6 protein-coding genes are annotated in these 6,706 nt (G+C 72.4%); 2 read left to right on the top strand and 4 right to left on the bottom strand.

Annotated elements, in window-relative coordinates; all coding sequences use genetic code 11:
• Positions 1-35: 35 nt before the first annotated feature.
• Positions 36-1,445: an MFS transporter gene (locus tag ACFU5G_RS28310; protein ID WP_377252173.1), complete on the bottom strand. Its 1,410-nt coding sequence runs from the start codon at positions 1,443-1,445 to the stop codon at positions 36-38.
• A 70-nt stretch (positions 1,446-1,515) separates the two neighbouring features.
• On the opposite strand from ACFU5G_RS28310, the gene ACFU5G_RS28305 reads away from it, so the two are divergent.
• Positions 1,516-1,974: a winged helix-turn-helix transcriptional regulator gene (locus tag ACFU5G_RS28305; RefSeq protein WP_377252171.1), complete on the top strand. Its 459-nt coding sequence runs from the start codon at positions 1,516-1,518 to the stop codon at positions 1,972-1,974.
• 16 nt (positions 1,975-1,990) lie between these two features.
• Here the strand turns inward: ACFU5G_RS28305 and ACFU5G_RS28300 are convergent, their stop codons facing one another.
• From ACFU5G_RS28300 to ACFU5G_RS28290, 3 genes are all read right to left on the bottom strand, one after another.
• Complete coding sequence (locus ACFU5G_RS28300; RefSeq protein WP_377252169.1) at positions 1,991-2,719, bottom strand: aminotransferase class IV; 729 nt, start codon at positions 2,717-2,719, stop codon at positions 1,991-1,993.
• Between the two features lie 28 nt (positions 2,720-2,747).
• The gene (locus ACFU5G_RS28295; RefSeq protein ID WP_377252175.1) at positions 2,748-4,559 is read right to left on the bottom strand and encodes a DUF222 domain-containing protein; all 1,812 of its coding nucleotides are present in this window, start codon (positions 4,557-4,559) and stop codon (positions 2,748-2,750) included.
• 434 nt (positions 4,560-4,993) lie between these two features.
• Positions 4,994-5,854, bottom strand: coding sequence for an alpha/beta hydrolase (locus tag ACFU5G_RS28290; RefSeq protein ID WP_377252167.1), 861 nt, complete (start codon positions 5,852-5,854; stop codon positions 4,994-4,996).
• A gap of 147 nt (positions 5,855-6,001) precedes the next feature.
• Between ACFU5G_RS28290 and ACFU5G_RS28285 the strand changes: the two genes are divergently transcribed.
• On the top strand, positions 6,002-6,613 hold the full coding sequence (locus ACFU5G_RS28285; protein ID WP_377252165.1) for a TetR/AcrR family transcriptional regulator: 612 nt from the start codon (positions 6,002-6,004) through the stop codon (positions 6,611-6,613).
• The last annotated feature ends 93 nt before the right edge of the window (positions 6,614-6,706 follow it).

The following is a 6,706-nucleotide window of genomic DNA, read 5'->3' as shown; positions in this document are numbered from 1 at the left end:
CCCAGGTCTCGACAAGCTCGACCAGCGGTGGGGCGTCAGGGGCGGACGGCAGCGCGGCGGCCGCGGACCCAGGTGGCGATCCCGAGCGCCAGGGCGAGCACCGCGGCCACGGCGGGCACGAGCAGCGCACGCTGGTAGTCGGCTGCTCCGGCGGTCGAGGTGTGCCCGTTCACCAGCACGATCGTGGCGGCCGTGACGCCCAGCGCGGCGCCGAACTGGAACGCCGTGTAGACCACACCACCGGCCACGCCGTGCTCGGCCTCGGCCAGGCCCGCCGTCGCCGCGCCGGTCAGCGGCCCGTACACCAGGGCGAACATCACCGCGACGAGCAGCAGCGAGGGCAGCAGGTCGAGGTAGCCCCAGGTGCCGTCGAGGCGCAGGGCCAGGACGAACGCGACCGCGCCGGCGCCGATCCCCGCCACCAGCACGGGGACGTTCCCGAACCGCTGGACCAGGCGGTGGGTGACCAGAGGCGCGATGATCATGTCGGCGCCCATCACCGCGAAGACCAGTCCCGTCGCGACCGGTGACCAGCCCCGGTACTCCTGCAGGTAGAGCGTGATCAGGAACTGGAACGCGAAGAACGCGCCGATGACCAGCATCCCCATCAGGCTCGCGCGCAGCAGCAGTCCCTCGCGCAGCACGGCCGGCCGCAGCAGCGGGTCCCTCGCCCGCCGCTCGATCAGCACGAAGGCTCCGGTCAGCACCGCCGCCGCGGCGAACGCGGCGACGCCCGCCACCACGTGCCCGCCCTCGCCGACCGCGACCACGCCGTAGATGAGCGCGACCATGGCCGACGTCAGCGTGACCGCGCCGCCGACGTCGAACCCGCCGCGGGGTACGTCGGTCACCGGGTCCGGCCGGACGACGAGGCGCCCCGCGACCCAGAGCGCGGATCCCACGATCACGGGCGCGAAGAAGACCCAGCGCCAGCCCGCGTCGGTCAGGAAACCTCCCGCGACGACGCCGAGCGTGAACCCGCCCGCGCCGATCGCGCCGTAGATCGCCAGCGCCCGGTCACGGAGCGGGCCCTCGGGGTAGCTGGTGGTCAGCAGGCTGAAGCCCGCCGGCGTCATGAACCCCGCGGTGGCCCCGGTGACGAACCGGGCGGCGACCAGCACCCAGGCGTCGTCGGCCAGACCGCCCAGGCCGGAGAACACGACGAACACCGCGAGGGCGACCAGGAAGGTGCGGCGTCGGCCCACGAGGTCGGCCGTGCGGCCGCCGAGGATCATGAACCCGCCGTAGGCCAGCACGTAGGCGCTGATCACCCAGTGCGCGTCGGCGGTCGCCAGGCCGATGTCCGCGGCGATGGCGGGCACCGCGACGTTGAGCATCGCGATGTCGATGCCCTCCAGGAAGAGCGCGCCGCAGACGACGGCGAGCACTCCCCAGCCCGTCCGTGTCGTGGTGGTCGGTGGTGCGACCGCACTCGTGTCCGTCACAGAGATCTCCTCGCTCGGATCCGCATGGTTACCACTTGTAACCATGACGATCGTTGGGCACGATCGACGGATGGCACAAGAAGGCACTTCGACGTCACCGGGTTCCCTCGAGGTAACCGCCGCGGAGCTGGCGGAGTGCCGGGCGGACCGCGACCCGTTCCAGTGGGACGTCCGCGAGGACTGCCAGGTGCGGCAGATCCTGGACCGCATCGCCGACAAGTGGTCCCTGCTGGTGATCGCCCTGCTGGACGAGAAGAAGCTCCGGTTCGGCGAGCTGGGTCGGGAGATCGACGGCATCAGCAAGCGGATGCTGACCGTGACGCTGCGCAACCTCGAACGCGACGGCCTGGTGCGCCGCACGGTCTACCCCGAGGTGCCGCCGCGAGTGGAGTACGAGCTCACCGCGCTGGGCCGCACCCTGCTGGCGACGACCCAGGCGCTGGTGAGCTGGACCGAGGAGCACCAGGACCAGATCGCGCAGGCCCGGGAGGCGTTCGAGGCGGCCAACGCGGACCCGGTTGCCGGCTGAGGCCTCGCGCCGTTGCTCAGACCTGGTCCCAGGGGACCGCGGCCAGGCGGTCGACGACGCCGGCCAGGAGTGGGCCGGCGTCGGGCAGCGGCACGTCGTCGATCGAGGCCACGGCGACCACGCCGATGGAGTTGACCAGGAACGCCCCGGCGAACCGGCCGACGTCGCCGAGCCGGACGGTTCGGCTGGTCGACGGTGTCGTGGCCTCCACCAGGCGCATCGCGGTGCCGTGCAGCTGAGGGGCGTCCGGCCAGACGACGGCGCCGTCGGCCTCCAGGAAGCCGATGTTGGCCATCGACGACTCGGCGACGGTGCCGTCGGGCGCGGTGAGCAGGGCGTCGTCGTACCCCTCGAGGCCCACGCGGCGGGCCCACTCGGCCTGGGCGAACCCGCCCAGGTGCTTCACGTGCGGGAACGGGCGGAGGTAGGGGACCGAGCGCAGCCGCTGCGGCGCGGACGGCGGGTCGCGGGGGTCGGCCACGGAGACGACGACGTGCTCCGCGTGCCGGAGCGTGACCCGGACCGCCGCGTCGGCGGAACCGTCCAGCGCGTGCCGGATGAGGTCCCGGACCCGGTCCGCCTCCAGCGGCTGGCCGAACAGCTCGCGGTGCGCGACGTCGAGCCGGGTCAGGTGGTTGGCCAGGCCCTGGACCCCGCCGTCGCGCACCTGCATGGCCGTGAAGTGGCCGTAGGTGCTGAACAGGTCGGCCGGATCCGCGGGGTGGCCGTCGGTCTCGATGCGCACCCACGAACCCTAGATGGTTGGCTCCAGGTCAGGTGGGGTGCGTCCAGGAGAGGTCGGGGCGGCGTGGGCGGGTGCGGGCCCGGCCGGGTGCCCGGTTGGCCGGCCGGTGGAGTGGTTGCTGTTCCGGGTGTGGTTGGCGGGGTGGTGGGCTCGGTCGGTAGGCGATCGCGCCGTGGGCGGGAGTGGTCTGGCAGCCGATCGAGTAGCGGCTGCGTGGGGTGCGGCCGGGTGCGGGGCCGGTCATGCCGACCGCCGGGGTCCAGGGTGGTGTCGCGGTGCGATCGCGGGTCGGCGTCGTGCCCTGACCGGCGCTGGGCTCACCGGTCGCCGACGCGACAGGCGCCGTTGCGGGGTTCCCGGCCCGGTCCGGGTCGAGGGTCGGTCCCGCCGCAGCGGTCGCTGGCTTGTCACTGGGCGTTGCGGAGTCTGTGACGGGTGCCGACCGGTCTGCCGACGTGTCGCCGAGCCTGGTAGAGCCCACGATCGATGCCGTCTCACGGGCTGAGGCAGTGGCAGGGACGGAGGACTCGTCTGGGACGGAGGACGTGTCACGCGCGGGTGTCGCGTCCAAAGTCCTGGCTGGTGTCGGCGGTGTGGGCGCGACCGAGACATACGTGTGCCCGGTCGGGGTGATCGTCTCGACGGCGTGCAGACCGTTGAGCTGGGTGGTCTTCTGCGACCAGCCCGGGGCCTGCTTGGCGTGGTTGCACCTGGCGCAGAGGCCCTGGCCGTTGTCGAGACTGGTCGGGCCGCCCTCGGCGTACGGGGTGACGTGGTCGGTGTGCCGGATCGGCGCGTCGCACCAGGTGGTGGCGCAGATGCCCTGCTCCCTGGCGCGCAGCAGGCTCGACAGGCCATGGGGGTGGAACCGGGACGTGGACGTCGTGGCCAGCAGGCGCCCGTGGGGGTTGACGTAGATCGAGCGCAGCCACGCGGTGTCGGTATCGATCGCCTGAGCGGCAAGGTTCCGGGCGACCGGTGCCGGGACGACACCCGCACCGGCGGGAGCGCCCTCGACAACCACAGCCGGCTGGCCACCACCGGCGAGGAGGGTGTCGTCGGAGACGAGCAGGTTGATCGTGACCGGGACGTCGTTCGCCCGCCCGGGCTCACGGGCGGTGACGCGTTCGATCAGGGTGTCGGTCATGATCTGACCCACCCCACGCCCGTCACCCGTCGCCTTGGCGGTCTCGGCGGTGGCCTTGAGCTGGGCGTAGGCCTGCACGCCCTGCGCCATCGGCACCAGGGCGGTCAGGTAGACCATCAGGTCAGGTGCCGGACGGATCGAGACCCGCCGCTCCGTCACGGCCTTGGCGTTGCGCTTCACACACGCGTGCACGTCCAACTGGGCCGCGAGCTCCTTGATCCGGGCGACCAGCCGACGGGTGCCCATGCGGACCAGTTCGGCCAGGTGCGTGGGCCCGCAGATCTCCTCGTCGATCAAGGCGCGGTGCTCCAGGGACAGGTGAGACGTCTCCCGGACCAGGAGCGTGGCCCGCCACTGGGACAGCACCCCGGTCCGCAGGGCGGCGAAGGTGTGCGGCATCTGGGTGACCCAGACCCGGGACGTGGAGACGAACCCAGCCCCCGCGTGCGGGCTGACCCGCAACGCGGCACCGACCTGGTTCGACACACCCCGTCCACGCCGCTCGGCACGGATGCCCTGCCGCGCCTCCTCCGCACGTGTCGCTTCATCCAGGGCGACCGTGATCCGGGCCTGCGTCGCGGTGATCGCGTTCTTCACAGCCTCCAGCTCACCGAGCAGGTCCACCCACTCGGCCTGCACCGCCCCCGGGACCACCGCACCAGACCCGATGTCAGTGGCTCCGGGCAAGATCATCTCCGCCAGGGCACGCCGCACCGCCCGCACCCCCGCCACATCAACTGTTCGGTCGAGCGTCGGCGCACCGGACGCCCCGGCAGTACCAGGCTCCGGAGCACCACCAGGCCGCAGATCACAACCGGGCAGCAGGGCAGCACCGGCCAGCCCCGCCCCGCCAGGCAGCACCGGCCCGCTCCCGGGCAGCACGGATCGAGCAGGCTGCTTGCCTGCTCGATCTGTCACTCCACCGGTTCGCGTCATGCCATCAACATATGGCACACCCGTTCGCACCGCCCGTCGAGCCGACCCGTTCCGCCGACAGCAGAAGCGGCCGCCCACGGCCCTCCTGGCGAACACTGTCCTCCTGACGAAGCGCGGGCCCAGTCGCGCTCTGAGCTCTCAGAGCGCGACCAGGCCCGCGTGGGTCAAGCGACGGGACGCCGCCGCCGTCCTCATGCCGTGACGGTGGCGTGCGAGGTGGCCCAGGTCAGGGCGTGGTCGGCGATCTCCTCCCAGCCGGACTGGGAGACGAGCCGGTGCGTGCGCCCCGCGTACTCCTTGTACTCGACCACCGAGGGGCTGCCGGTGCCGGTGTACTTGGCCACGATCGCCTTGCCGATGGCCGGCGGGGCCACGTGGTCGATGCTGCCGGTGATCACCAGGAGCGGGGCCCGGTCGGCGCGGGCATAGTCGACGTGCGTGACGCCGTTCTTCTCGTCCATGGTGGAGGCCACGCCCTCGAAGAGGACCCGGTTGTAGGACGGGACCGCGGACTGCTCCCAGAGCACATCGGACGCGGCGCGGTTCAGGTCGTTGCCGAACGTGAAGTGGAAGTGCCCCTTGGAGAGCGGCTTGGCGCCGTTGCGGCCGAACGGGTTGGACAGGATCGGCAGGCCGGTGCGCAGCGTGGACAGCGGCAGCACGCTGATGCCGGCGGTCTGCGCGGGCGCGACGCCCACGTAGGCGGCGCCGAGGCCGCGGTCGGCCAGCATCTGGGTGATGACGCCGCCGAACGAGTGGCCCATGATGATCGGCTTGACCGGCAGGGCGCGGATGATGCGCTCGTAGTGGTCGACGATCTCCTTGAGGCCGACGCCGCGCAGCGCCGCGGGGTTGGAGCGGACGTCCTGCACGCTGCGGTCGTCGATGCCGGGCCAGCCCGGGACGAGCACCTCGTGGCCGGCGGCGCGGAAGCGCTCGGCCCAGGTGTCCCAGCTCGCGGGCGTCATCCAGAGGCCGTGGACCAGCACGATCGGCAGCTTGGCGGGGGCGGGGGTGGTGCCGCTGGCGGTGGTGTCGGCGGTGGTGTTCATGTCGGGCTCCTCGGTCTCGGTGGGCCGGGGATCCGGTCCGTCGTCGTCAGGAAGAACGATCGTTCTTTCTCTGTTATTCCGAGAAGGTACGCCCGCCCCGGGTGGCCGTCAAGCCCTAAAGAGAAAGATCGTTCTATGCTGAGTGACATGGCACCCAGGACCACCGCCTCCCGCGCCCCGCGCAAGACCGCCGACGGCGGCTCGGAGGCGCGCGAGCGCCTGCTGCGCACCGCGTCCGAGCTGTTCTACGCCGAGGGCATCCACGTGGTCGGCGTCGACCGCATCATCGCCGCCGCCGGGGTCACGCGCGCCACCTTCTACCGGCACTTCCCGGGCAAGGAGGACCTGGTCGAGGCCTACCTCGGCGTCGAGGACGCAAACCTCCGCGCCGCGCTGGACGGCGCCCGCGCCGCCACCGACGACCCGGTCGAGCTGGTCGGCCTGCTCATCGAGGGCATCGCCGAGGACGTCGCCCGCCACCACACCCGCGGCTGCCCCTTCATCAACGCCGCCGCCGAGTACCCCGACGCCGACAGCGGCGTGCGGCGCGCCGTCGACAAGCACCGCGCCTGGTTCCGCGGCGCGCTCGAGCAGGTGCTCACCGACGCCGGCGTCGACGACGCCGTGACCCGCGCCGGCCAGCTCGTGCTGCTGCGCGACGCCGCCCTGGTGGGCGGCTACCTCGACGGCTGGGACAACGTGCGGGTGGCGTTCGTGAGCGCGGCCCGCCAGGCGGCAGGCCTGGAGCCGGCAGGCTGAGGGCCACCCTGGGCTGAGGGCTTCCCGGGCGGCGATCCGACCTCGGTCGGTTGCACTGAGACCGGTCCATCGCTGGACCGATCTCAGTGCAAC

Source organism: Promicromonospora sp. NPDC057488 (genome assembly GCF_042802395.1).
Lineage (GTDB): Bacteria > Actinomycetota > Actinomycetes > Actinomycetales > Cellulomonadaceae > Promicromonospora.
Note: the sequence above shows the minus strand (reverse complement) of the source record. Positions and strands in the feature narration are given on the sequence as shown.

Coding starts and splice junctions, on each gene's coding strand:
- ACFU5G_RS28305 (WP_377252171.1), top strand. CDS start 1,516: ATGGCACAAGAAGGCACTTCGACGTCACCGGGTTCCCTCGAGGTAACC.
- ACFU5G_RS28295 (WP_377252175.1), bottom strand. CDS start 4,559: ATGATCTTGCCCGGAGCCACTGACATCGGGTCTGGTGCGGTGGTCCCG.
- ACFU5G_RS28290 (WP_377252167.1), bottom strand. CDS start 5,854: ATGAACACCACCGCCGACACCACCGCCAGCGGCACCACCCCCGCCCCC.
- ACFU5G_RS28285 (WP_377252165.1), top strand. CDS start 6,002: ATGGCACCCAGGACCACCGCCTCCCGCGCCCCGCGCAAGACCGCCGAC.